At 65.1% G+C, this 24,887-nt stretch carries 24 protein-coding genes and 2 riboswitches; of the genes, 9 read left to right on the top strand and 15 right to left on the bottom strand.

What is annotated here, in order from left to right:
• Positions 1 to 133: 133 nt before the first annotated feature.
• Positions 134 to 2,491: an FdhF/YdeP family oxidoreductase gene (locus GC088_RS02420; protein WP_323960316.1), complete on the top strand. Its 2,358-nt coding sequence runs from the start codon at positions 134 to 136 to the stop codon at positions 2,489 to 2,491.
• 76 nt (positions 2,492 to 2,567) lie between these two features.
• Here GC088_RS02420 and GC088_RS02415 read toward each other — a convergent pair whose 3' ends face one another.
• From GC088_RS02415 to GC088_RS02380, 8 genes are all read right to left on the bottom strand, one after another.
• Entirely contained in the window at positions 2,568 to 3,821 is a 1,254-nt protein-coding gene (locus GC088_RS02415; protein ID WP_323960315.1) for a molybdopterin molybdotransferase MoeA, read from the bottom strand.
• Positions 3,818 to 4,102, bottom strand: coding sequence for a DUF6457 domain-containing protein (locus tag GC088_RS02410; protein ID WP_323960314.1), 285 nt, complete (start codon positions 4,100 to 4,102; stop codon positions 3,818 to 3,820). Before GC088_RS02410 ends, GC088_RS02415 begins: the two co-directional genes overlap by 4 nt.
• A 15-nt stretch (positions 4,103 to 4,117) precedes the next feature.
• Entirely contained in the window at positions 4,118 to 4,732 is a 615-nt protein-coding gene (gene mobA, locus GC088_RS02405) for a molybdenum cofactor guanylyltransferase (protein ID WP_323960313.1), read from the bottom strand.
• Positions 4,729 to 5,229: an HNH endonuclease gene (locus tag GC088_RS02400; RefSeq protein ID WP_323960312.1), complete on the bottom strand. Its 501-nt coding sequence runs from the start codon at positions 5,227 to 5,229 to the stop codon at positions 4,729 to 4,731. The genes mobA and GC088_RS02400 overlap by 4 nt, the downstream gene beginning before the upstream one ends.
• Before the next feature lie 184 nt (positions 5,230 to 5,413).
• Positions 5,414 to 6,220 (bottom strand): NlpC/P60 family protein, encoded by an 807-nt coding sequence (locus tag GC088_RS02395; RefSeq protein ID WP_323960311.1) that lies wholly within the window; start codon positions 6,218 to 6,220, stop codon positions 5,414 to 5,416.
• A gap of 28 nt (positions 6,221 to 6,248) precedes the next feature.
• Positions 6,249 to 7,046, bottom strand: a complete 798-nt coding sequence (locus GC088_RS02390; RefSeq protein ID WP_323960310.1) for an NlpC/P60 family protein — start codon at positions 7,044 to 7,046, stop codon at positions 6,249 to 6,251.
• Between the two features lie 5 nt (positions 7,047 to 7,051).
• Positions 7,052 to 7,213: riboswitch (cyclic di-AMP (ydaO/yuaA leader) on the bottom strand.
• Between the two features lie 147 nt (positions 7,214 to 7,360).
• Positions 7,361 to 8,407, bottom strand: a complete 1,047-nt coding sequence (locus GC088_RS02385) for a M23 family metallopeptidase (protein ID WP_323960309.1) — start codon at positions 8,405 to 8,407, stop codon at positions 7,361 to 7,363.
• Positions 8,408 to 8,411: 4 nt separating this feature from the next.
• Positions 8,412 to 8,605: riboswitch (cyclic di-AMP (ydaO/yuaA leader) on the bottom strand.
• Positions 8,606 to 8,719: 114 nt separating this feature from the next.
• The gene (locus tag GC088_RS02380; RefSeq protein WP_323960308.1) at positions 8,720 to 9,424 is read right to left on the bottom strand and encodes an iron-dependent transcriptional repressor DtxR; all 705 of its coding nucleotides are present in this window, start codon (positions 9,422 to 9,424) and stop codon (positions 8,720 to 8,722) included.
• A gap of 235 nt (positions 9,425 to 9,659) precedes the next feature.
• Between GC088_RS02380 and serC the strand changes: the two genes are divergently transcribed.
• Positions 9,660 to 10,787 (top strand): phosphoserine transaminase, encoded by a 1,128-nt coding sequence (gene serC / locus GC088_RS02375; RefSeq protein ID WP_323960307.1) that lies wholly within the window; start codon positions 9,660 to 9,662, stop codon positions 10,785 to 10,787.
• 11 nt (positions 10,788 to 10,798) lie between these two features.
• Here the strand turns inward: serC and GC088_RS02370 are convergent, their stop codons facing one another.
• The 3 genes from GC088_RS02370 to GC088_RS02360 are packed head-to-tail and all read right to left on the bottom strand — an operon-like array spanning position 10,799 to position 13,222.
• Positions 10,799 to 12,085, bottom strand: coding sequence for an MFS transporter (locus GC088_RS02370; RefSeq protein ID WP_323960306.1), 1,287 nt, complete (start codon positions 12,083 to 12,085; stop codon positions 10,799 to 10,801).
• A gap of 33 nt (positions 12,086 to 12,118) precedes the next feature.
• Positions 12,119 to 12,835 carry a DUF3027 domain-containing protein gene (locus tag GC088_RS02365; protein ID WP_323960305.1) on the bottom strand — a complete coding sequence of 239 codons (717 nt, stop codon included), beginning with the start codon at positions 12,833 to 12,835 and terminating at the stop codon, positions 12,119 to 12,121.
• Positions 12,836 to 12,838: 3 nt separating this feature from the next.
• A complete protein-coding gene (locus GC088_RS02360) occupies positions 12,839 to 13,222 on the bottom strand; it encodes a cold-shock protein (protein WP_323960304.1) in 384 nt (127 codons plus the stop codon).
• Positions 13,223 to 13,414: 192 nt separating this feature from the next.
• Between GC088_RS02360 and GC088_RS02355 the strand changes: the two genes are divergently transcribed.
• From GC088_RS02355 to GC088_RS02330, 6 genes are all read left to right on the top strand, one after another.
• Complete coding sequence (locus GC088_RS02355; protein ID WP_323960303.1) at positions 13,415 to 13,693, top strand: hypothetical protein; 279 nt, start codon at positions 13,415 to 13,417, stop codon at positions 13,691 to 13,693.
• A 101-nt stretch (positions 13,694 to 13,794) separates the two neighbouring features.
• Positions 13,795 to 16,224, top strand: a complete 2,430-nt coding sequence (locus GC088_RS02350; protein ID WP_323960302.1) for a helicase-associated domain-containing protein — start codon at positions 13,795 to 13,797, stop codon at positions 16,222 to 16,224.
• Entirely contained in the window at positions 16,217 to 17,860 is a 1,644-nt protein-coding gene (locus tag GC088_RS02345) for a DNA repair helicase XPB (protein WP_323960301.1), read from the top strand. The genes GC088_RS02350 and GC088_RS02345 overlap by 8 nt, the downstream gene beginning before the upstream one ends.
• A 60-nt stretch (positions 17,861 to 17,920) precedes the next feature.
• Positions 17,921 to 18,631, top strand: a complete 711-nt coding sequence (locus GC088_RS02340) for a response regulator transcription factor (protein WP_323960300.1) — start codon at positions 17,921 to 17,923, stop codon at positions 18,629 to 18,631.
• Between the two features lie 20 nt (positions 18,632 to 18,651).
• Complete coding sequence (locus GC088_RS02335) at positions 18,652 to 20,097, top strand: sensor histidine kinase (RefSeq protein ID WP_323960299.1); 1,446 nt, start codon at positions 18,652 to 18,654, stop codon at positions 20,095 to 20,097.
• A 160-nt stretch (positions 20,098 to 20,257) separates the two neighbouring features.
• Positions 20,258 to 20,548 (top strand): WXG100 family type VII secretion target, encoded by a 291-nt coding sequence (locus GC088_RS02330; protein WP_323960298.1) that lies wholly within the window; start codon positions 20,258 to 20,260, stop codon positions 20,546 to 20,548.
• A gap of 101 nt (positions 20,549 to 20,649) precedes the next feature.
• On the opposite strand, the gene groL is transcribed toward GC088_RS02330, so the two are convergent.
• From groL to GC088_RS02310, 4 genes are all read right to left on the bottom strand, one after another.
• Complete coding sequence (groL, locus tag GC088_RS02325; RefSeq protein ID WP_323960297.1) at positions 20,650 to 22,284, bottom strand: chaperonin GroEL; 1,635 nt, start codon at positions 22,282 to 22,284, stop codon at positions 20,650 to 20,652.
• 294 nt (positions 22,285 to 22,578) lie between these two features.
• A complete protein-coding gene (locus GC088_RS02320; protein ID WP_323961888.1) occupies positions 22,579 to 22,785 on the bottom strand; it encodes a cold-shock protein in 207 nt (68 codons plus the stop codon).
• A 158-nt stretch (positions 22,786 to 22,943) separates the two neighbouring features.
• Positions 22,944 to 23,645 (bottom strand): LytR C-terminal domain-containing protein, encoded by a 702-nt coding sequence (locus tag GC088_RS02315; protein ID WP_323960296.1) that lies wholly within the window; start codon positions 23,643 to 23,645, stop codon positions 22,944 to 22,946.
• Between the two features lie 34 nt (positions 23,646 to 23,679).
• On the bottom strand, positions 23,680 to 23,964 hold the full coding sequence (locus GC088_RS02310; protein ID WP_323961887.1) for a DUF3263 domain-containing protein: 285 nt from the start codon (positions 23,962 to 23,964) through the stop codon (positions 23,680 to 23,682).
• Positions 23,965 to 24,119: 155 nt separating this feature from the next.
• On the opposite strand from GC088_RS02310, the gene GC088_RS02305 reads away from it, so the two are divergent.
• Complete coding sequence (locus GC088_RS02305; protein WP_416377488.1) at positions 24,120 to 24,887, top strand: uracil-DNA glycosylase; 768 nt, start codon at positions 24,120 to 24,122, stop codon at positions 24,885 to 24,887.

Here is a 24,887-nt window from a genome sequence, read left to right as displayed (position 1 = left end):
CGCATCCACATCGAGCCTAATGGACCGTGATTGCGTGAAGCCAGCAGTTCACCCCTCCCGCCCGGAAGAGGCGTGATAGACAATGGAACAGGCGGCAGCTCAGTGCCGGGAACCTCAAGGGAAGGCAAGGACGATGACTCGTTCGAATCCGCACGTCGAGGAAGTTGACGAGAACGATCTCGACGTCGACAAGCCAAAAGATTGGGCAGCAGGCGTGCCCGGCGTCTACCACTCAATGCAGCCCGCGCTGAAGCATATGGGCGTGGAACGAAGCGCCCGAACCCTGCTCCACATGAACCAGAAGCAGGGCTTTGACTGCATGAGCTGCGCCTGGCCCGATCCCTCTGACCACCGCAGCACCTTCGAATACTGCGAGAACGGTGCGAAGGCCGTTACCTGGGAGGCCACCCCGGTCACGATCTCCTCCGATTTCTGGGCGGAGCACCCGGTCAGCGAGCTGCGGGAACGCTCCGAGTACTGGCTCGGAATGCAGGGGCGGCTCACCGAACCCGTCTACAAGGCAGCCGGCGACGACCACTACCGGCCCATCGGCTGGGACCAGGCGTTCAGCATCATTTCCGGGAAGCTCAAGAGCCTTGCCTCGCCCAATGAGGCTGCCTTCTACACCAGCGGGCGGGCCTCGAACGAAGCGGCCTTCATCTACCAGCTGTTTGTCCGCGGATTCGGAACCAACAACCTGCCTGACTGCTCGAATATGTGCCACGAGTCCTCGGGCGTTGCCATGGGACAGACCATCGGGATCGGCAAGGCCACCGTTACCTACAACGACTACCTGAAGGCCGACCTGCTCATCGTCATCGGGCAGAACCCGGGCACAAACCATCCGCGCATGTTGAGCGCGCTGGAGAAGCAGAAGGAGAACGGGGGCTCCATCGTTGCCGTCAACCCCCTGCCCGAGGCTGGTCTGCGCCGGTTCAAGAACCCGCAGAAACCAAAGGGCATCGTCGGGCGGGGCACCGATCTGGCCGATCAGTTCCTGCAGATACGCAGTGGCGGCGACATGGCCCTCCTGCAGGCCGTTTCCAAGCGGGTGCTCGAAGCTGAGGACCGGAACCCAGGAACAGTGCTGGACCACGAGTTCCTCGACCAGTACTGCGAAGGCCTCGACGAACTCCGGCAGCATCTGGCGGAGCTGGATGAGCAGGAGGTACTGAGGCTTACAGGTCTTCGCTCCGAGGAGATTGACGAGCTTGCCGAGCGGTACATCAAGGCAAAGAGCGTCATTATCACCTGGGCCATGGGCGTCACCCAGCAACGGAACGGCGTGGGCACCATCAAGGAGATGATCAACCTCCTCTTGCTCCGCGGGAACATCGGCAGGCCGGGTGCCGGCGCCTCACCGATCCGCGGGCACTCCAATGTGCAGGGCGACCGGACCATGGGAATCTGGGAGCAGATGCCCCCGGCCTTCCTCGAAGCCCTTGGCAAGGAGTTCTCGTTCGAGCCCCCGATCGAGCATGGTGCGGACGCGGTGGAGACCGTTCGCCGGATGCGCGACGGTGAAATCAAGTTCTTCCTCGCACTCGGCGGCAACTTCGTCGCAGCCATGTCTGATACAGCCGCGACCGAAGCTGCAATGCAGAACCTTGAGATGAATGTCCAAATCTCGACGAAGCTGAATCGATCCCACACAGTTGTCGGCGGGGAAGCCCTAATCCTTCCCACGCTTGGCCGCACCGAAATCGACATGCAGGCGACCGGGCCGCAGTTCGTCTCGGTCGAGGACACGGTGTCTGCGGTTCACTCCTCGCAGGGCAGGGTTGAGCCTGTAGCGCCGGGGCTTCTCTCCGAGATCGCCATTGTCAGCCGTCTGGCAAAGGCCACGCTGGGAACCAAGGTCGCTGCCGACTGGACAGGCTTCGAGGACGATTACGACCGCATCCGTGACCACATCTCGCACGTGGTGAGCGGCTGCCATGACTACAACCGGCGAATCCGGGAAAAAGACGGATTCCTGCTGGCCAACGGGCCCCGGGACTCGCGCACCTTCAGTACCCCCACCGGAAAGGCCCAGCTGACCGTCAACGAGCTGGATCCGATCGAGTGCCCGCCGGGACGGCTGATCCTGCAGACCATGCGCTCCCACGACCAGTTCAACACCACGATCTACGGGTACAACGACCGCTACCGTGGCATCAAAAAGGGGCGCCACGTCATCTTCATCAACCCGGAGGATCTCAAGGAGCTGGGCTTCAACGACGGCGACCTGGTTGACGTCCACGGCGAATATACGGACGGAAAGGACCGCGTCCTGCGCAAGTTCCGGGCAGTGTCCTACCCGACCGCGCGGGGGTGCGCCGCGGCCTACTACCCGGAAGGAAACGCGCTGGTTCCCCTGGACGACACCGTCAAGGGAAGCAACACCCCCGTTTCAAAGGGTGTAATTATCCGGTTGGAACCCGCTGCTGAGGGCCCGGCCGGAGGCAGCAGCGAGGAGAACAAGCGGAAGGACATGCCCGCGACGGTCTAGCAATTGGAGGGTCGGGTTCTGCCTGGGCAGAACCCGACCCTTCATTTAGCTGACCCTCCGGTTAGCCCGACTCCGGTCAGCTGAACCAGGGCAGGGAGAGGGCACGCACTTTCTCATCCGGCTGGCAACCCTGCTCGGGAACTATGAGCACACCGTCCGCTTCCGCCAGGCCGCGAAGCATGCCTGAGCGGTAGTGGGTGGTAGGCATCGCGCGATCCTGTTCATTGCGATACGGCACCAGCCGGGTGCGGCCGGGCAACGGTTCAAACGGCTCGCCGGCGAGCGCACAACCGGGTTTGGGGAGCGTCGCCCCGCGCAATCCGGCAAGCAGCGGCACCCCCACAGTGAAGAGCGCCATCATTGCGGCCAGGGGATTACCGGGCAGGCCCACGAAGAACCGTCCGTCGGGCAGCCGCGCGAGCAGGGTCGGGTGGCCGGGGCGCATCGCGATGCCGTCGATGATCAGGTCTGCTTCCAGGACCGTCAGCGCGCGGCGGATGTGATCGGCGTCGGAAGCACCGGTGCCCCCCGTGCTGATCAATACATCGCTGGACGCCCGTGCAAGCGACATCTCGTCGAGGGCCTCCGCGCTGATGGCGGCGACGACGTCGTCAAGGTCATCACGCGCCCGCGCTACGGTGTCCACGTGGCCGCCCAGCATGGTTACGAGGCCCGGCAACTGCGGCCCGAACGTGTCCCGGACCAGGCCCGGCTCGGGCAGGCCGGCTTCGATCACTTCGTCCCCGGTCAGCAGCAGTGAGACGCGCGGCGCGCGGAGCACAGGCAGCGTGTCGTATCCGCAGACGGCGGCCAGCGCGATCTGTGCCGGATTGAGGACTGCACCTGCTGGGATGGTTTCGGTGCCCTCTGCCGCTTCCTCGCCTGCCGGGCGGATGTGCTCGTCCTGGCGGGGCTCGTCGTCGCGCGCGCGTTCGTTCCTGGTCAGGACGCCGTCGCGCACCGCGCCGTGCTCCGTCCGCAGGATTCCCGTCGCGTTGGGCGGAACTACACCGCCGGTGAGGATGAACGTTGCCTGGCCCGGCTCCAGTGCGGCGTAACCGGACTTCTTGTGTTCGTGTGCCCGGTGCCAGGGGCTTTCATCCTCCTGTACAGGAGTGACCAGGGTCCACGGCGGCTCCCCGCACACAGCCCACCCGTCCATGGCGGATGAGGCATAGTGCGGGATGGGCTGCAGCGCCACGGCCGGTTCGGCCAGAGTTTGCCCGAGCGCGTCCGCAAGGTTCACCGTTTGGGGAGGCTTCGGCGTGGCGGCTTCGAATGCCAGCTTCCTCGCGTCGTCCCAACTGACGTTGCGCTGCGATTCGCTCACTGGCCGCTCCGATCCCCATTAACCGCCGGGCAGGCTTCCCCCGCCGCGGAAAGGGCTGAGCGCATCGCCGTCGAGCTGTCGGCATGTCCGGCGCCAACAGCCATTCCTGCCGCGTAACCGGCTATGAACGTGGTCAGTGGCGCTGCCGGACGAACAATGGAATGGGCAGCCTTTCCGGCCAGGGCAAGAACAGCGTCAACATCGACTTCCGTGCCCGTCAGTTCGAACATCTCCAGGAGCTGTTCGCTCCATCGCCTCAGCAGGCGATCCCGATCCTCCATGATGTGAACCTTTCGCTAGATGCCCGCGTCCGGCCCTTCGACACCAAGTTTCTGTGCGTCTGCCCACGTGTCTACATCGTGGGTGGAACCAGCGGGAACGTCGACTGCAGTCCATTGCACCCTAGCAAGGAGGGCGCGCATAGACAGATTCCTTACTTCTTCCCCGCCCACCGCGGCGGCCAGGTCATCCCAGCGGTAGAGTGCGGCCAGCGGTTGCTCGCGGCCGCCGTCGTTGGCCAGAACTGACGTTTCAGTTCGGAGCGCCTCAGCAAACAGCACCGGGAGCGCGTCGGCCACGAAGGGCATGTCGCAGGCCAGGACCAGCGTCCAGCAAGCAGGGTGGTCCCGTAACCTTGCGACGGCGGCAGCCACCGCCGCCGCCGGCCCGCCGAAGGCCGGCTCCTCGCGGACCAGTTCAGCCCGGGCGGGCAGTTCCGGCTCATTAGCGCCGACGACGACGAGGCGCCGCGCCTCACGTGCGGCCTCACATGTATGTGCCAGCAAGGTTCTTCCGGCGAAGGTGAGGCCCGATTTCGCGACTCCCCCAAGGCGAGATGACCTACCGCCGGTGAGGATGACGGCGTCGAAAGCAACAGCGGCGCCAGCCGGCCCGCGGGCGGCGCTGCTCACGCCGCCGTGTCAGCGGGCAGGAACGCCGTCCACTGCGGTGACGGCTTTTCCAGTTCGCGGATCTGCCATGAAGTACCGCGCGGCGGTTTCGGCACGACCCGCAGGGACCAGCCGAGGGAAGCGAGGGTCTTGTCGCCCTTGGCGTTGTTACAGCGCAGGCAACACGCAACCAGGTTCTCCCAGCTGTCCTCTCCTCCACGGGAGCGTGGTGTTACGTGGTCGATGGTTGAGGCAGTCTTTCCGCAGTAGGCACAGAGGTGGTTGTCCCGGCGAAGGACACCCCGCCGGGTTGCTACGACGTTGTTGCGGTACGGGATCTTCACGTATCTGTTCAGCAGGATCACGGACGGGCGCGAGAGCACTTCGTTGGGTCCCACTACCGGGTCATCCCCTTCGGCCACCACGCTGGCCTTCCCTGTCAATACCAGCACAAGTGCCCGGCGGAAGGTCACCACCGCCAGTGGTTCATATCCAGCATTCAGAACGAGAGTGCGCATGCACATTCCTCTTTGCCGTCCGTAGCCGAGATTCGCGGAATCCCTGACGCCCCTGCAGCTACAGCGAAGGTACTTCGGATTGACATTGCAAGAGTAAGCCGTGGGAGCAAGGATCCGTCAATCGAAACGCAAAAGCCCCCTGCCGTATGACAGGGGGCTTTACGCATTCTGATGAACGCCGGAGCTAGCCGCCGACGCGGATGTACACGCCGCCGGATCCCAGTTCGGCCGGAGCGATGACCGTCTGGTTCCCGTTGAATCCGCCGTGGACTGCCTGTCCACCGCCGATGTAGACGGCAATGTGGGCTGCGCCCATGCCGCCGTCGGCGTAGTAGATGAGGTCACCGGGGATGGCTTCGGCAGCGCTGACCGTCCGGCCAAGGGAGAGGTAGCCTGCAGGCCAGCCGTGGAAGTTGATTCCCGCAGCTGCCAGAGCGTTGCTTGCGAGTCGGGTGCAGTCCTGGGTTACACCGAGCTGGGCCTTGGCTGCTGCGGCGATCGTAGCGGCAACACCCGAGGAGGCCTCAGGGACCTCCGGAGCCTTGGTCTCGGTGACAGCTGCTGTAGCGGCCACCGGCGCTGCTTCAACCTCGAGCGCAACTGCAGGCTCGGCAACAGGAGCAGCTTCCACAGGAGCTACCTCAACGGTCTCTGCCTGCGGCTGAACCTCGGGGGCTGCTACAACCGGGGCCGCAATCGCCTTCACGGCGGTCTTGTTGAAGGAAATCTCGGCATCTGCGGGAGCCTGAACGGGAGCCGCAGGCAGCTGGACCTCGAGCGTGGTGGTGATGGTGTTGCGCTCGGCGGGCAACTCCACTGCATTTGCTGCAACACCGCTGGTGAGAACCAGGCCGGACGCTGCCGCGATAACAGCTGCCTGACGCCCGACACCGCCGGCGTTGTCGCTTACTGCGCGTGCGATGGTTGAAAGGTGGGCTGAACGCTGAACCTCGGCGCGGTGGCGCGCGATGGCACGGGTCTGGGAAGTCATGTGAGGATTCGCTCCAGGTAGGTCTGTCTTAGCTAACGCGGACAAAGCTTGCGCCGGGCAGGTCGGACAGGCTGTGAAGGCCGGTGTTCATGCCGTTCAAGCCGCCGCTGATGACCTGGCCGTTGCCGACGTAGATGGCAACGTGGCCAGCGGTGATGACGAGGTCTCCGGGAGCGGGAGTGGATACAACCGATCCGAAAGCGTAAAAGTCGCCGGGAGCGATGTCGCCGACGGTCTTGCCGATGGAGCGCAGGGCCTTCTCGACCATGGCGGTGCAGTCCTGGGCGACACCGATCTGGGAGTAGGCAGAGCCGACGAGTGCTGCGCCTACACCGCTGGCGGTGGGGGCCTTGACCGGCTCGGGGGCCTCGGCGGCGGGAGCGGCCTCGGCGGCGGGAGCGGCCTCAACCTCTACTGCGGCCGCAACTTCGACGACAGGCTCAGCGGCGGGTTCCTCAACTGCCACTTCCTGGGCGGTCTGGACGGCAACCTCGGGTGCAACCTCTACGGGCTCGGCGGCAACCGGTGCCTCCACCGTTGCTACGGCTGTCCGCTCGAAGGAAACGGTCGCGTCGGCGGCGGCGCTGACGGTGGCCGGCTGGACGGCGGTGCTGAGGGTCTTGACGGCCTGTGCCGAACGCTGTGCGTCTGCTGCGCCGTGGGCCGGAAGGCCGGCGGTGAGCACCAGGCCGGATGCTGCAACGATGACCGCTGCCTGACGCCCTACGGAACCTGCGTTCGAAGATACAGCCTTGGAAATTGCTGCGAGCGAGCTTGTATGAGCCGGAACCGCGCGGTGGCGACCCAGGGCAGAGCTATTTGACACGTTAAGTTGCCTCTCCCTACGCCTGCGAGGTGAGCTGTCGGATTCGGATGGGAGTCACCCGGCCGCGAATCGTGGGAGATTCAGCGACTTAACCCCAAGGACTTCCGTAAAGGAGGCCCAAAATTGGTTCCCCCGCCCCTGCCATGCGAATTTGTTGCGAACGGACCTCACGCAGTGGCAGAGCTAGGCGATCTGCGCGAGAGTGCCAAACCCCCTGCGATTTGGCACGAGTTGTACGGTACATCAGTTTTTTTGCAATGTCACATTCCGGTCACGGAACGGTGTGTTCATGGTTACGAACAAGCTGTGAACGGTCACAGCCAAGCGAGCGGATCGACGTTCTTGCCGTCAACCAGGACCTCGAAATGTAGGTGGCAGCCAGTGGATGCACCGGTAGATCCGACCCTGGCGATAGCCTCTCCGCGCTCCACAACCTGGCCTTCAGCCACGTCAATGGACGCGAGGTGGTTGTAGGTGGTCTCGAGGCCGTTTGCGTGCTTCACAACTACCCGGTTGCCGCCACCGTAGGGGTGCCAGCCGACGAAGGTAACCGTACCGGCCGCCGCTGCCTTCACAGCGGTTCCGCAGGCCTCGCTCATGTCCTGACCGGTGTGCATCTCACCGGCACCGGTAATCGGGCTTACACGGTTCCCGAAGGGTGAAGTCATGACCACCTTGTCCAACGGCGCGGCAAGCGAGCCCTTTGACTCTGCCGTGACCACCTTGCCGCCGGAAGCGGAGACGATATCGGCAAGCTTGGCGTCCGGATCGAACCGGCCGTGCAGGGCAGCGCGATCGAACGAGATATCGGCGCCCTCAGCAGCCTGAACCGGCTGAAGGACTTCCTGCTCGGCTTCGACGGGCGCAGCTACCGCCTGAGCCTGCGACGGGACCACAGCGGCCGTCGTGGGCAATGCCACCGTCAACACCATGCCTGATGCGGCGGCGGCAATCGCCACTTTCTGACTCAGGCCGGTGAAGGAATGGTCGTTCCGCGCGATGGCGGCCCGACGGCGTCGTTCGCTGCGCTGCCCATCCCGAGGGCGGACCGATGAGGCAACGGTCGTAGCGCCGTCGCGGGCAGCACGCCGGGACACCGGGATCGCAGCGGCAACGGGCGCAGGCGCGGCAGCAGCCGCAGGAGGCGCGACTACAGCAGGCGGAGCAACTGCAGCACAAGCTGCAGTGGGCGCTGCTGCCGGCGGTGCCGGAATGGTGACAGCCGGGGAAGGCGAAGGCTGCGCTTGAAGCGCAACAGACTGTGCAAGCCGCTGGGCCCGCTCCCGCCTGTGGGCGTCGCGTGGCCGCACTTCAGCGACCGGGGTGTCGGCACGGCGGCGCCCCGAAACAGTACTAGACAAAGAGACCCTCTCTCATTTCATGCCTGCGAAGTTAGCTGTCGGATTCGAGTATGAGAAAACTCGGTTCGGAACCCGCGCGATGGCTGCTCCCGAACTTCACCCCAAGGTCATGGCTGGCCATGACCGGTTGTGGGTCCTCCGCCCCTGTCCATACTGTTCAACACTGGGCTCGCTGACAGGGTTAGGCGTGCGAACCAGGTAACGCTGAAGTATCAGCGCCAGTGTTCAACTATAACCGGATCCGCTCAAAAGTAATCATTTCGTAACCCTGCTGTGGATATCCTGCGTCCAATCTGCAGGGCAGGCAGACATTTACGCGGAATGTTGAACTGCCACAAAGACGTGGGATGCCACCTCGGGCGGCAACTCAAGCGCACCTTCCACGCCCGGAACGCGCACCGAGACGTAGTCACCAACCGCCTGCAGGGCCAGCGTGGCACCGGGACGCAGTCCCCCTTCATCCAGCTGGGTCAGCAGCTCGGGATCCACCTGAATGGGTTCAGCCAGCCGCACCAGCGTGACCGTTGACTCTGGAGAGTAGGCCTGCATGGCTTCGGTGAGGGTGCTGGTGCCCGGCGCAGAATCCTCGGGCGGCGTACCGCCGATTGCTTCCAGTCCAGGGATTGGATTGCCGTACGGAGACTGGGTGGGCTGCCCCAGCAGTTCGTACAGGCGCCTCTCGACCCGCTCACTCATCACGTGTTCCCAGCGGCATGCTTCGTCGTGCACGTAGGCCCAATCGAGGCCGATTACGTCAGACAGGAGCCGCTCGGCCAGGCGATGCTTGCGCATCACTTCGACGGCCCGCCGCCGGCCGAGCTCCGTAAGCTCCAGGTGCCGGTCCCCCGTGACCACAACGAGACCGTCCCGTTCCATCCGCCCAACGGTCTGGGAGACGGTGGGCCCTGAGTGCCGAAGCCGCTCCGCGATGCGCGCCCGCAGCGCGACGATGTTCTCCTCTTCCAGTTCAAGGATGGTCCGCAGATACATCTCGGTTGTATCGATGAGGTCCGTCATGCGGGGTTCAGCTCCTTGGCACTGGTGCGGGTTGAGCGTCGGTGCGGCGGCCGCCTGCTATAAGGGTGGGCCGTCGTCGTCATCCCTACGCCCCACAAGGTTAACCCATCCCGGCAGTAGCACCGGGCAGAGGGATTGCCTGCTGGTTGTGCACCGGTCACAATGCGACGCCTACCCAGCGCGCTGGGGCAGAATGGTTTTCGAACCCACCGCCGTACACCGTCCTGGAGTATTGATGAGCACTTCGACCGACATTCGCATTCCCACCGACCTGCTTCCCAAAGATGGACGGTTCGGCGCCGGCCCGTCGAAGGTCCGGGCAGAGCAGCTGGAGGCGCTGACCCAGGCCGGCAGCGCACTTTTGGGCACTTCCCACCGCCAGGCTCCGGTCAAGAACCTCGTCGGGTCGGTACGGTCGGGTCTGCTCGACTTCTTCCAGCCTCCCGAAGGCTACGAGGTTGTCCTGGGCGTGGGCGGCTCCACCGCTTTCTGGGATGTGGCCTCGTTCGGCCTGGTCCAGGAGCGCGCGCAGCACCTTTCTTTCGGGGAATTCGGTTCCAAATTTGCGGCGGCGACCTCGAAGGCTCCATTCCTCGGTGAGTCAACGGTTATCAAGTCGGAGCCCGGCACCCGTCCGGTCGCCACGGCCGAGTCGGGCGTCGACTTCTACGCCTGGCCCCAGAATGAGACCTCAACCGGCGTCGCCGCCCCCGTTGAGCGGGTGGCGGGAGCCGACGACGGCGCCCTCGTAGCCATCGACGCCACCTCTGCTGCCGGCGGGCTCCATGTCGATGTCTCCCAAGCTGACATCTATTACTTCGCACCCCAGAAGAACTTCGCTTCCGACGGCGGACTATGGCTTGGCTTGTTCTCTCCGGCAGCGCTCGAGCGCGCTGCCGCGGTCAAGGCCTCCAAGCGCTGGATCCCGGACTTCCTCGACCTGCAGACTGCGATCGACAATTCGCGCCTTAACCAGACGTACAACACCCCCGCACTTGCAACACTGGTCACCCTGAACGCCCAGATCGAGTGGCTGAACAGCAACGGCGGCCTGCAGTTCGCAGCAGAGCGTACGGCCGATTCCGCCGGACGCGTCTACAGCTGGGCCGAGGGATCCGCCGTCGCTACTCCCTTTGTCAAGGACGCCGCCGACCGCTCCAATGTCATCGCCACGATCGACTTCGATGAGAGCGTCGACGCCGCAGCAGTTGCCAAGACGCTCCGGGCTAACGGCATTGTCGACGTCGAGCCCTACCGGAAGCTGGGGCGCAACCAGCTGCGCATCGCCACGTTCGTGGCCATCGAGCCCGAGGATGTCTCGGCTCTGCTGCAGTGCATCGACTACGTGGTGGAGCGCTCCTAGCCGTTCCTCTGCTAGCTGTTCCTCTGTGAGACATCCCGCGCCGTGGCTGCCAGGGTCAGCCTGAGCCGCCGCGGCGCGGAACGCTCGAGCCTCAAGGTCACGTGGTGCGACCGCCAGATCCAGGCCAGTCCGGCGACGGCGGCAACAAGGCCCGACGCCGCTGCGACGGCCAGGCCCCACCGCGGCCCATACGCGTTGGTCACCCAGCCGACGATCGGCGCCCCGATCGGAGTGCCGCCGAGGAAGATGGCGAAGTAGAGGGCCATGACCCTACCTCGCATCTCTTGCGCGGTCGTGGTCTGGACGTAAGCATTAGCGCTGGTCATGAGGGTCAGGGCGAACAGCCCCACCGGCACCAGGGCCAGGCCGAAAAGCCAGACGGACGGCGCCAGCGCCGCCAGGATACAGACCGCTCCGAAGGCGCCGGCGGCACCGAACACGAATCTCAGGCGGGGCCGTTCCCGGCGGGCCGAGAGGAGCGCGCCGGTAACGGAGCCGACAGCCATGATGGAGGACAGGGTGCCGAAAATGCCGGCCCCGGTGTTGAATTCGGTACGGGCCATCGCCGCGATATACACCGCAAAATTAAGGCCGAATGTCCCCACGACGAAGACGGCGAACATCACCATCATGAGGTCCGGTCGGCCGCGCACGTAGCTGAAGCCGGCCCGGATGCGTCCACGCCCGGGAGCGGAGCGCTCAAGAATGCGCAGTTCACTACGCCTCAGGACGCCAAGGACGGAGATCATGGCCCCGAAGGTCACGGCGTTGATCAGGAACACCCAGCCCGGACCCACTGCCGCTGTCAGGAGGCCGGCCACCGCCGGACCGATCATGCGCGCTCCGTTGAAGGAGGCGCTGTTGAGCGCCACCGCGTTCGGCAGGAATTCGTCCCGGACCAGTTCGGAGGCGAACGCCTGGCGCGCCGGCGCATCGATCGCTGACACCACCCCCAGCGCCAGCGCAAAGGCGTACACATGCCAGAGTTCGGCCAGCCCGAACACCACCAGGAGCCCCAGCCCAAGGCCGAGGGCAGCCATCACGGACTGCGTCGCGATCAGCAGCCTCCGGCGATCGACGGAATCAGCAATCAGCCCCGCCAACGGAGCAATGAACAGCTGGGGCCCGAGCTGCAGCGCCATCACAACGCCCATGGCCGCGGCGTTCTGGTCCGTGAGGATGTCGTAGACCAGCCAGTCCTGGGCAGTTCGCTGCATCCAGGTGCCGATGTTGGAGATAAGTGCCCCGATGAACCAGAGCCGATAGTTGTGGACGTGCAGGGAGCGGAACATGCCCATCAGGCCGCCATCCTTCCTGCACTACGCCACACATCAGGCAACCGGGGAGTCGCCTCCGGAAGTGCTTGTGAAACCTTCGTCGACCGAGTCACCGCTGCTATTGACGACGTCGGTCCCTCCTTCTTCCAGCCCAGGAGAAGGCGCCGCGTCAACCACGTCACTCCCCTCCTCAGCCGGGTAGTCGCGAGCAATGTCCTGCTCAGAGGAATCCTCGCGAGCTGCATCCACCTGTGTGGGACCTTCGGTAGCTGCGTCTTCCTGCACGGTGTCTTCAGGGCGCACGCGCTCCGCCCACGGAACCCAGTCGGGGGCAAGCAGGGAGTCGGCGGAGGGCAGAAGCCCAACCTCGCACACCGTGGCTTCCTTCCCGCGAGGAACCCTCGCGAGAGTTGCGAACCACTGCCACCCTGCATAACCAGGCACACTCGCGGCGAAACGATGGGTCACCAGGCGGTCAGCTTCCGGAACAGCACCCAGGTGGTCTCCCACCTCCGCCTCCCGGGCAATCTCCAGCACGCCCTTGCGGGCGACGTCGACAGCCGCCGCAAGGACCGCGTCGGGCTTTGAGGGCTTGCGGGGTGCCCGACGGCGCACGAGGGCAACCGCGGACGCGTCCGGTACCTGGGCAGCGATCATCTCCACGGCGGATGATTCAGCTGCCTGCACGTCCGTTGCCGGCGACTCAGTCGCCGGGGATTCGGTTACCGGGGATTCGGGTGCCGGGGATTCGGTTGCCGGGGATTCCGACATGGACTAGACGTCCAGGTCGTCCGCGACGGCGCGCAGCACTGCTGCAACCTTGGCCGAGTGCGCCTTGTCGGGGTAACGCCCGCGTCGCAGGCCGTTCGATACGTCGTCCAGGAGACGGATGAGGTCTTCGGTAATGACCGCCATGTCTTCGGCCTTCTTCCGCGTAGCTTTCACAACCGAAGGCTGCGCGTCGAGAATACGGGCCGAGAGCGCCTGCAGGCCCTTGCGGCCGTCGGCGACGCCGAACTCCAGCCGGGTGCCCACCTTCACCTCGGTTACTCCGGCCGGCAGTGCGGAGGCATGCAGGAATACTTCCTTGCCGTCATCCGTCGCCAGAAAGCCGAAGCCCTTCTCAGAGTCGAACCACTTGACCTTGCCGATAGGCACGTAATTACCTCGTTCTCGAAACTGCGAGTGCGCGCGCGGGCCATACCGCACCGGCCATGATTGGCCAGCGAACCGACGGCCAATCATGAACCTGACTTGAAATGCTGCGCACAGGGAAAAGTCTGCCCTAATAGGATACCCGCGAACCGGGCGCCGATGGCTCCGGCAGCGTGCTTGTACGCTAGAAGCATCATGACGCAGCTTCCCCATCCCCTTCCCGACGGCGAGAACACCCATGCTCCGGCGCCTGGCCAGGTGCAGGCCCAACGGCTCCGACAAGTGCTGTTGATTGCCGCCGTCGTGCTTGCGGTGGTGGGCCTGCTGTCCCTGTTGGCGGTGCTTGTGTCCGCTTGGATGGGTGCTGAACCGTGGCCTGGATTTGTTACGGCTGCCTACTTCTTCCTACCGCTGGGCTTCCTCCTGATGCTCCTTAACGTGGTGCTCAGTGTGATCCTTCGAGGACGGAACTGACCGGCGCTACTGACCGGCACGGCTACCGGCGCAGCTGACCGGCGCAAGCGCAACCACCCTTCCACCAGCGCCCAGAGGGGCGTGCGAGTAACGTTAATTCGGTGTCAGCTATCCGCGCCCTAGCCGAGGATCTGGCCTCCCGGAGCGACGCCGAGCTCAGGAGGCTGCTAGCCGCGCGCCCTGACCTTGTGCTTCCTCCGGTGCCTGACTTCGCGGCCCTGGCCGCCCGCGCCTCCACCCGGGTGAGTGTCCAGCGGGCTTTGGAATCCCTCACCGCCCCGCAGTTGATGGTTCTTGAAACGGTGGTTGTTGCCACCGATCCGGACGCGCCGGACGGAAGCACCGCAACCACTCTCAAGAAGGACATCGCGCAGGCCACTGCCGCCGCAATCGAACCGTACCTCGAGGAGTTGCACGCGCTGGCCCTGCTCCGGAGCGGGCCGTTGGTGAGGAGCCGCCGCTCGTATTTCCCGCTCGAGGCGGTGGCTGATGCGCTCGGCCCATATCCGGCGGGCCTGGGGCGACCGCTCACGGCTTTGGCCCGGCAGTACCCCGATTACGGGGAGCGCCTCCTGACCGGACTCGAGGTCCTGCGGGCCTCCGGCCTCCCCATCCCGGAAACGGCGTCAGCAGCAGAAGCCGCACAGGTACTGACCGATCAGCTGGAGGATCTGTGGCCTGCAGTCGCCGAATCAGCACCGGAGAAGGCACTGGCCCTGCTGCACAAGCTTGCGGGTTCGCCCGTCGGGTCCGCCCCCGTCGCTTCCTCAGGAGCCTCGACGCCCATCTCCTGGCTGCTCGAACGCGGCCTGCTGATCCGCCTGGACGCCAATCACGTGGAGCTTCCGCGGGAAGTTGGTCGCGCCGCCCGCGGGAACGTGGTGGTCCGGTCGCTGCCCGTCACTCCCCCCGCTCCGCAGTTGGACGGCGTCCGCACAACCCTGCGGGACAACGCAGCCTACGGTGCGCTTGCTGAGACGCTCCGGCTGGTTACGGAACTCCTGACCGTGATCGCCGCCGGGCCGGTCACCACGCTGCGGACCGGCGGAGTGGGGGTGCGCGAGGTGCGGCGCCTCGCCGATGAACTCCGCGTTGAGCGGGAACAGGTCGTCTGGCTCCTGGAGCTGGTAGCGCTTGCCCGGCTGATCGTGCTGGATCCCGACAGTTCCCGCTGGATGGCTGCCGACGCCGCCTGGCCCACTCACGAACGCGACGAACAATGGCTCCGCCTGGTGCACGCCTGGCTTGATGCCGAACGCGCTCCCGCCCTGGTGGGCGGTCAGCTCCGCACCGGCAGCACCATTAACGCGCTGTCGTCGGAGGCGACCCGAACTGACGCGCCGGCGGTCCGCCGTCGCACCCTCGCCGCGGCACTCGCCCTGACCACGGCCGGGTCGGAGGCCGGGTCGGCCGTGGGGTACGACGACGGCCGCGCCGCCGTCCTCGACGTTCCCCCCGTGCTCGAACGCCTGTGCTGGGAACGACCGAGGCTGCGCCGCCGCTTCTCCCGACTGGTCCCGGGGATCCTTACCGAGATGGGACATCTGGGACTGTTGGGTTCCGGGGCCCTCACCGAGCTCGGCGCTGCAGTCGCCGAGGAGCGGTTCGACGACGCCGTTGCCCGGCTTCGCGAGGCCCTCCCCGAACCGCTCACGCACTTCATGCTGCAGGCCGACCTGACCGCTGTGGCTCCCGGATACCTCGAACCCCGGGTTGCCCGCGAACTGGCCCTCCTGGCCACCGCGGAGGGACAGGGCCCGGCAGCGGTCTACAGGTTCTCGGCTACTTCCGTGCGCCGTGCGCTGGATGAGGGCCAGGACGCGGCCACCATCGTGGCCTTCCTTGAGAAGCACTCGGCAACCGGCGTCCCCCAACCGCTGCGCTACCTCGTTGAGGACACCGCGTCCCGGTACGGCTCACTGCGCGTTGGGTCGGCCTTCAGTTACGTCCGGAGCGACGACGACGCCGCACTTACCTCGCTGCTTGCCGATCCTGCCGCTTCGGTGCTGGGACTGGTGCGGCTCGCCCCGACGGTGGTGGTGGCGCAGGCGACGCCGGCAGAGCTGTCCGCGGCGCTCCGCGAGCTCGGCTACGCCCCTGCCCTGGAAGGCGGGGCGGCACCCAGCCTGGCGCTTCGTGTGCCGGCCGCGCCTCGTGCACCCGGCGGTGCGTCGTCGTCGTCGTTATCATCGCCGGGGGCAAGGACCAATCCGTGGATCCTCACGGAAGAGGACCTCGAATCGCAGCTGAACGTTCTCCGTGGAAGCGGCAGGCCCGGAGCAGCGTCGGGCACCGAGAGCGAGCCGTTGATCGGCCTCGAAACCCTCCGGACCGCTATCCGGACCAAGCAGGCCGTCAGGCTCGCGTTCGCCGACAGCGCCGGGAATTCCAGCCGCCAGGTGTTTGTTCCATTGTCGGTTCATGGGGGACGAGTGCGGGTGTTCGACCCGGAGAAGGAAACCGAGCGCGTGATCTCCGTGCATCGGATCATGGAAGTGGAAACTGTGGAAGGGGCTTCGACAGATGCCTAACGGGCCGCTGATCGTCCAGAGCGACAAGACGATCCTCCTTGAGGTGGACCATGAGCAGGCCACCGAGGCGCGGCATGCCATCGCGGCCTTCGCCGAACTCGAACGCGCGCCGGAGCACGTCCATAGTTACCGGCTGACCCCGCTCGGGCTGTGGAACGCGCGGGCCGCAGGCCTCGACGCCGAGCAGGTCCTGGATACGCTGCTGAAGTACTCGCGCTTCCCCGTTCCGCATGCCCTCCTCATCGACATCGAGGAGACCATGTCGCGGTACGGGCGCCTGCGGCTCGAGAAGGACGAACAGCACGGACTGGTTTTGAGGACCAACGATTACCCGGTCCTTGAGGAGGTGCTGCATGCGAAGAAGATCGAGCCGCTGCTGGGTCCGCGTGTCGACGGGGAGACCGTCGTCGTCCATTCCTCGCAGCGCGGGCAGCTGAAGCAGCTGCTCCTGAAACTGGGGTGGCCGGCCGAGGACCTCGCCGGCTACGTGGACGGCACGCCGCACCCCATCCTCCTTCAGGAAGAAGGCTGGTCGCTCCGCCCGTACCAAAAGGTGGCGACGGAGAACTTCTGGGCGGGAGGGTCCGGCGTCGTCGTGCTTCCGTGCGGTGCGGGCAAGACGCTGGTGGGCGCCGCTGCGATGGCAACCAGCTCCACCACCACGCTCATTTTCGTGACCAACACCGTGTCTGCGCGGCAGTGGAAGGACGAACTGCTGAAGCGGACCTCGCTCACCGAGGACGAAATCGGGGAGTATTCGGGTTCGGTGAAGGAAGTCCGGCCCGTCACGATCGCCACCTACCAGGTGCTGACGCTGCGCCGCGGCGGGCTTTACCCGCACCTGGAGCTGCTTGACGCCAACGACTGGGGGCTGATCGTCTACGACGAGGTCCATCTGCTGCCGGCGCCCATTTTCCGGATGACGGCGGATCTCCAGGCCCGTCGGCGCCTCGGCCTGACTGCCACCCTGGTGCGTGAGGACGGCCGCGAAGGCGAGGTCTTTTCCCTCATCGGCCCCAAGCGCTACGACGCCCCATGGAAGGACATCGAGGCACAGGGCTACATCGCCCCGGCCGACTGCGTGGAGGTCCGCGTGGACCTCCCCCGCGACGAGCGGGTTGCGTATGCCATGGCCGACGACGGCGACAAGTACCGCCTGTGTGCAACCTCTGAAACCAAGACGGCAGTGGTGGAAAAGCTTATTGCTTCACACCAAGGAGAGCAACTGCTGGTCATCGGGCAGTACATCGACCAACTCGACGAGATCGCCGAGCGGCTTGATGCCCCGGTCATCAAGGGGGAAACCTCGGTCAAGGAACGCCAGAGGCTCTTCGACTCCTTCCGCGCCGGCGAGATACCCACCCTCGTGGTGTCGAAGGTTGCCAACTTCTCGATCGACCTGCCGGAAGCCTCCGTCGCCGTCCAGGTGTCCGGGTCCTTCGGGTCGCGGCAGGAGGAGGCCCAGAGGCTCGGGCGGCTGCTCCGTCCCAAGGGTGACGGACGGGCCGCGCGCTTCTACACCGTCGTTGCCCGCGACACCCTCGACCAGGACTTCGCAGCCAAGCGGCAGCGGTTCCTGGCCGAGCAGGGGTACGCGTACACGATCATGGACGCCGCCGATATCCCGCAAAGCTGAGGCGACCGCTCCCTGCAGACGTTCAGAAAACTCCCAGATTCGGAGAGCAGACTGAAGACCGTGAATAAACCCGCACCTGAAGCAAAACTGCTGGTCGTAGACGACGAACCGAACATCCGGGAACTGCTCTCCACCTCGCTGCGCTTCGCAGGATTCGATGTCGTGGCGGCCGCCAACGGTCGCGACGCCCTCGCGGCCGCCGAAACACACAACCCGGACCTCGCGGTCCTGGATGTGATGCTGCCCGACATGGACGGCTTCACCGTGACGCGCAAGCTCCGCGCCTCCGGCCGGCACTTCCCCGTGGTCTTCCTGACGGCTCGGGATGACACCGACGACAAAGTCACCGGCCTCACTGTCGGTGGTGACGACTACGTGACTAAGCCCTTCAGCCTGGACGAAGTGGTGGCGCGCATCCGCGCAGTGCTCCGCCGCACCCAACCCACGGACGACGACGGCGCCGTCATCCGCGTTGACGACCTGGAACTGGACGACGACGCTCACGAGGTCCGGCGTGGTTCCCAGGTCATCGATCTCTCCCCCACCGAGTTCAAGCTGCTGCGCTACCTCATGATGAACCCCAACCGGGTGCTGTCGAAGGCGCAGATCCTCGACCATGTCTGGGAGTACGACTTCAACGGAGACGCGTCCATCGTCGAGTCCTACATCTCCTACCTGCGCCGCAAGATCGACCGGAATCCTGATGCGCCCGCACTCATCCAGACCAAGCGCGGCGTCGGTTACCTGCTGCGCACCGCGGACAAGCGCTAGCTTCCCCTGACGTACCCGCTGTGATCCGCCGCTGGAAATCCGCCTCACTCCGCACGCAACTGATCGCGATCACCACCCTGCTCATGGTGTTCCTTGTCGCGGTTACCGGCATTGTCACCATCTCGCTGCTTCGCACCAGCCTGATCACGCAGCTGGACCGTGACATCGAGGCGAACGCCCAAACCGTGACAGACAGCATCGTCACCATGGGCAGCGAACCGAGGGGGAACCTCTTCCGTTTCTACGGTGTGTGGCTCGACTCTGAGGGGAACGAGGTACGCTCCACGCACTCTCCCGCCCTGTCGGAAGTTCCGGAACTGCCGGTGCTTGACCACGAGGCGGTGTCCAGGCTGGAAAGCCGCGGATTCACGGTCAGCGGCACAAGGGGCGAAAGCGAGTGGCGGGTCCGGACCTTCAGCCTCAGCGAGCAGAACAACTCGGTGGTGGTCGCCGCTCCTATGGCAACCGTGAACGAGGCGGTCGAGTCAGCCGGCCGGATTACCTTCACCGTCGGACTGTTTTCGATCGCCGCGGCATCCCTCGTCGCCTACCTTGCGGTGACACGCCAGTTCCGTCCACTGAGCCGGGTTGAGCGCACCGCTGCAGCGATTGCCGCGGGTGATCTTTCACGCCGTGTCGAGGTGGAGCGGCCCGCCACGGAAATCGGCCGGCTATCGCGCTCCCTCAATGCCATGCTCGCGCACATCGAGTCGGCGTTTGCCGCTCGCATGGATTCGGAGCGGAAAATGCGCAGGTTCGTCGCTGACGCTTCGCATGAGCTTCGCACGCCACTGGTGACGATCCGTGGGTTTTCCGAGCTGTATCGGCACGGCGCCCTCCAGAACGAGGAGGATGTGCGCGCTGCGATGGGACGCATCGAGAGCGAAGCCAAGCGGATGGGGCAGCTGGTTGAAGACCTCCTCACCCTCGCCCGGATCGATGAACAGCGGCCGCTGGAGTCCCAGCCGCTGGACCTGCTGGTTCTGGGCAACGACGCGGCCACTGATGCACGCGCGATCGCACCCGACCGCACCATCCGGGTGATAGGGCTCGACGGCGGTCCCGCCCGGCACGCGCCGACAATCGGTGATGAAGCGCGCCTGCGCCAGGTGGTAGCCAACCTTATGACCAATGCCCTGCGCTACACGCCGGAAGGATCTCCAATCGAGGTTGCGGTAGGGGTTGCACCGGTCATTCACGGCCGTAGCGATTCCGTCATCGAAGTGCGCGACCACGGTCCCGGCATCTCGGAGGAAGACGCAGCCCGGGTTTTCGAACGCTTCTATCGGGCGGATTCGTCCCGCCACCGGGAAACCGGTGGAACAGGGCTCGGCCTCGCCATCGTGGCGGCGCTGGTTGCCCAGCACGACGGCACAGTTCGGCTGGAAGAGACCCCCGGCGGCGGCGCCACACTCTCCATCCGGTTGCCGTACGACGCCGGACACGCCTCGACGGACGACGACTGAACTTTCACGGCGGAGGTTGTAGGTCCCACTTCCCCTGGCGACCGGTCCTCCTCCACATCAAACCGACCCAAGGCGGGTTTTGCACATTCCGTCCCCCTCCCCCGCGTGCGTTTTCCTGCACGGTTAGCGTCGGAGACTCAGGCACCCACGGGAGGAAACCATGACCTATTTCCACGTTGACACTGATTCACTCGCCGCCAAGAGCGCAGACGTCCAGAACACGGTTGCCCGCCTGCAGGCGGAGGTGAACGCCATGCAGGCCGGGCTTCGCTCGCTGGAGTCGGAGTGGCAGGGCCAGGCATCCACCAACTTCCAGCAACTTGTCACCGACTGGCGCGCAACGCAGGCGAAGGTCGAGGAATCCCTCGTGAGCATCAATCAGGCTCTGAGCGTCGCCACCGACCAATACACCCAGGCAGAGCTCAACAACGCCCGCATGTTCATGCACTAACCGCACCCCCAACGGAGCGTCAACCAGAAAGGCGAAAGGCCGGCCACCCTCTTGAGGTGACCGGCCTTTACGCGTACTGATTCAGCGCGAAGCGGGGGAGCTTAGAAGCCGCCCATACCGCCCATGCCGCCCATCTCGTCGCCGCCGCCGGCGGGAGCAGCCTTCTCAGGCTTGTCCGCGACAACTGCTTCGGTGGTGAGGAACAGGCCTGCGATGGAAGCCGCGTTCTGCAGTGCGGAGCGGGTCACCTTCACGGGGTCGTTCACGCCGGCAGCGAGGAGGTCCTCGTAGTCACCGGTTGCGGCGTTGAGGCCGTGGCCGGCGGACAGGCCCCGAACCTTCTCGATGACAACGCCGGGCTCAAGGCCTGCGTTGAAGGCGATCTGCTTGAGCGGAGCGTCGATGGCAATGCGAACGATGTTTGCACCGGTTGCCTCGTCGCCTTCCAGGCTCAGGTTGGCGAACGCCTTGGCGCCGGCCTGGATCAGGGCAACGCCGCCACCGGCGACGATGCCTTCCTCAACGGCAGCCTTCGCGTTGCGGACTGCGTCCTCGATGCGGTGCTTGCGCTCCTTGAGCTCAACCTCGGTGGCTGCGCCGGCCTTGATGACTGCAACGCCACCGGCCAGCTTGGCCAGGCGCTCCTGCAGCTTCTCGCGGTCGTAGTCGGAGTCGGAGTTCTCGATCTCGGAACGGATCTGCGCGACGCGGCCTGCGATCTCCTCGGCGTTGCCGGCACCCTCGACGATGGTGGTCTCGTCCTTGGTGACAACAACCTTGCGTGCCTGACCCAGCAGGTCGAGGGTTGCGTTCTCCAGCTTGAGGCCGACCTCTTCGGCGATGACCTGGCCACCGGTGAGGATGGCGATGTCAGCCAACTGAGCCTTGCGGCGGTCGCCGAATCCGGGAGCCTTCACGGCCACGGACTTGAAGGTGCCGCGGATCTTGTTGACAACCAGGGTGGCCAGGGCCTCGCCCTCGATGTCCTCGGCGATGATCAGCAGCGGCTTGCCGGACTGCATGACCTTCTCGAGAACTGCAACGAGGTCCTTCACGTTGGAGATCTTCGAGTTGACGATCAGGATGTAGGGGTCCTCGAGGACAGTTTCCTGGCGCTCTGCGTCAGTGACGAAGTAGCCGGAGATGTAGCCCTTGTCGAAGCGCATACCCTCGGTGAGCTCGAGCTCCAGGCCAAAGGTGTTGGACTCCTCGACGGTGATGACGCCTTCCTTGCCCACCTTGTCGAGGGCTTCAGCGATGAGGTCACCGATCTGCTGGTCACCGGCAGAAATCGAAGCGGTTGCTGCGATCTCTTCCTTGGTCTCAATCTCCTTGGCGGAGGCAAGCAGCTCGGAGGTAACGGCGTCGACTGCCTTCTCGATGCCGCGCTTCAGGCTCAGCGGGTCAGCGCCGGCTGCAACGTTGCGCAGGCCTTCCTTCACGAGGGCCTGGGCGAGGACGGTGGCGGTGGTGGTTCCGTCGCCAGCCACGTCGTCCGTCTTCTTGGCAACTTCCTTGACCAGCTCGGCGCCGATCTTCTCGTACGGATCGTCGAGCTCGATCTCCTTGGCGATGGAAACGCCGTCGTTGGTGATCGTGGGAGCGCCCCACTTCTTCTCAAGAACAACGTTGCGACCGCGGGGGCCGAGCGTAACCTTGACTGCGTCAGCGAGGGTGTTCAACCCGCGCTCGAGGCCGCGGCGTGCCTCTTCATTAAAAGCAATGATCTTGGCCATAACGGCTTTGGTCCTTTCGGGACGGTCATGCGTATCAGCTGCTACCGGCCTGTGATGCCCGCGACGGACGGGCCCACCCGGAAAGAATCCTTTACTTCCCTGACGAGCCCTCACCACAGAGGTTGCCTGGTTCACTCGCCTGTGATGGCTTTAGCAGTCATCACGCCTGAGTGCTAACTCAATAATTAGCACTCACACCGTGGGAGTGCAAGCTGTTCGCCCCGCGAAAAACAACGACGGCGCGCTGCCCGGGAAGGCAACGCGCCGTCGTCGTTCGCTAAAGAGTGGGCCGGCTCAGGATGCGAGCCGCACGGACTCAGCCTGCGGCCCCTTCTGACCTTCTCCGATCTCGAATTCAACGCGCTGACCCTCATCGAGTGCGCGATAGCCGTCCATCTGGATCGCGGACCAGTGCACAAAGACATCTGCTCCACCTTCATCAACCGTGATGAAGCCGTATCCCTTTTCAGCGTTGAACCATTTCACGGTTCCCTGCGCCATGTTGTTCTCCCACTGTGTAGATCCCCCGCCGCTGATGATGGCAGGGCTGAGATACATCTAATCCCACTTCTCCAAAGCAGTGACGCAGAACACAGGGAATGTTATTGATCTTTAACCCGAGCGGAGCGAGCCGAGCCCTGATCGCCGATTGATCGCGGTTACTGGAAGCCGGGCCCGACCACTGCGGTGACGCCGCCAGCAAGCCCGGCGTTGCCCTGCACGGTGGGAATGCCGAGCACTGCCGCCAGTGCCTCGGCTGTTGCGCGCTGTTCCTCGCCGTTGTACAGCACGATGGAGCCCTGCAGCTGCTGGCCCGACCAGTTCCCGATCTGGCCGACAGTCCAGCCGTCGGACTGGAGGCGCCCGGCGGCCGTGCCGGCCAGGCCGCTTACTGTTGTTGCGTTGAGTACCGTGACGGGCTGGGAACGGTCGACGACGGCGGCAGCCTCCGTCGGCTCGGGCTCGGGCGAAGGCTCCTCGCTGGGCTCCTCCGACGGCACGGCGTCAACTTCGGCGGTTCCGTCTTCGGAAGGTTCAGCGCTGGGCTCCTGCTGTTCTTCCGGTTCCTTGGATGCCGACTCCCCAACAGGGTCTGCCTCCGCGGCTTCCGCGGTCTCCTCAGCCGTTACCGGCGCCGTGGGGATAACGGCGGTTCCGGCGCTTACCTCGCTCGCCTGGCCGATGCCGAGGCGCGGGAAAAGGAAGTAGGCGGCAAGACCCACGGCAAGCACCAGCAGGCCCGCCACAATCTTGAACACCAGACCGCCGGTCCGCGGTGGAACAATCCGCTCCCGATGAACTCCCTGGCGTGCGGCGGATTCGGGTACCCGGTCAAACTCGTCGCGGGGATATTGGGTCATGGAGGGGAAATCCTTGGCTCGTGTGGTGCTGGGCTCAGACGTCGACGCCGAGCCGGCGCGCTGAACGCGCGCGCTGGCGGGTTGTTCGTAGTCTACGCAATCTCTTCACCAGCATCGGATCGTGCGCGAGTGCCGCTTCGGTGTCGATCAGCGCATTCAGGATCTGGTAATAATGCGTTGCTGAAAGGTCGAACAGCTCACGGATCGCCTGTTCCTTGGCGCCGCTGTATTTCCACCACTGGCGTTCGAGTTCCAGCATGCGCTGCTCCCGCTCGCTGAGCCCGGAGCTGCCGGTGTCGGCGGTGCCACCTCCGCTCACCTGCTCCGTTACCTCTGCACGCGCAGCGGATCCATCAAAAACCACGACACACCGCCCAATTTCCTGTATCCTGCCGATTCCTCCGTCCATGGTAGACGGCAAATCACACCGTTGTCATTTGCTGGTTTTTCCCGTCGAGTTGGCAGGATTGAGGGATGAATGACGCCGTCGCCCACCCCGCGCTCTTCGGGATCAACGCCGCAGAATCCGGCAGTAACACTCCTCCGGCGGCCGCGGAGCTTCCCTTCGCACCGCCTGCGATGCTCGAGGACGTGATGGCCCCGGATTGGGCAGCCGCGCTGCGGCACGTCCAGCCCCACGTCCACGAGCTGGCACGGGTGCTGGCCGCCGAGCAGCGCGACGGCGTCGAACTGCTGCCCGGCCCACAGCACATCCTCCGAGTCTTCAGCCAGCCCATGAGTCGCGTGAAGGTGCTCATTGTCGGCCAGGATCCCTATCCCACCCCGGGTCACGCCGTCGGGCTGTCCTTTTCGGTGTCCCGGCAGACCAAGCTGCCGCGGAGCCTGGTCAACATCTATCGGGAGCTCGCTTCCGATTTGCAGGCCTCACCTCCTACGCACGGAGACTTGTCGGGCTGGGCAGAAGAAGGGGTTTTCCTGTTGAACCGCGTGCTCACGGTGCGCGCCGGGGTGACGGGATCCCATCGGAAGATCGGCTGGGAAGCCGTCACCGATGCCGCCGTCCGTGCCCTCGTAGCCCGCGGGCAACCGCTCGTCGCGGTCTTGTGGGGACGCGACGCTGCGCAGCTCAAACCGCTGCTGGGAGCCACGCCACTGATCGAGTCCGCCCATCCAAGCCCACTGTCGGCGTCTCGCGGCTTCTTCGGCTCCCGCCCCTTCAGCCGGGCCAACGAACTGCTGGTCGAGCAGGGCGCTGAGCCAGTGGACTGGCTCAGCAACTGA

It is taken from the genome of Arthrobacter sp. JZ12, assembly GCF_035189165.1.
GTDB lineage: Bacteria > Actinomycetota > Actinomycetes > Actinomycetales > Micrococcaceae > Arthrobacter_D.
This window is presented reverse-complemented; position numbering and strand designations above follow the sequence as displayed.